Below are 291 nucleotides of genomic sequence, written 5' to 3'. Positions count from 1 at the left end.
CCTCTCGTCCCGCGACCTTGAGACGAAATTCCGTTTCGGAGGTTTCCATCCGTTCGGCAAATTCTGCCGCTTCCCGGCCCGCATCGGTTGGAACATACCATTGCGGGAGTCGATCAAAAAGTCGCGTGCCATATTGCTCTTCAGCATGGGCAATTCGTCTCGATACCGTCGTATAATTCACACCCAACGCCTGTGCTGCGGAGGACAAAGATCCGTGGCGCACCATAAATAAAATAGTGCGCAGATCATCACAGTCGTTTCTCATTCTGGTTCCTCATTGGGCACTTTTTT

1 protein-coding gene is annotated in these 291 nt (G+C 51.5%); it reads right to left on the bottom strand.

All coding sequences use genetic code 11. The features are described 5' to 3' along the window. On the bottom strand, positions 1 to 265 hold a 265-nt coding region (locus AB9F29_RS22260; protein WP_369757295.1), incomplete at its 3' end, for a LysR family transcriptional regulator. Between the last annotated feature and the right edge of the window lie 26 nt (positions 266 to 291).

The organism is Falsihalocynthiibacter sp. S25ZX9 (assembly GCF_041205405.1).
Lineage (GTDB): Bacteria > Pseudomonadota > Alphaproteobacteria > Rhodobacterales > Rhodobacteraceae > Falsihalocynthiibacter > Falsihalocynthiibacter arcticus.
This window is presented reverse-complemented; position numbering and strand designations above follow the sequence as displayed.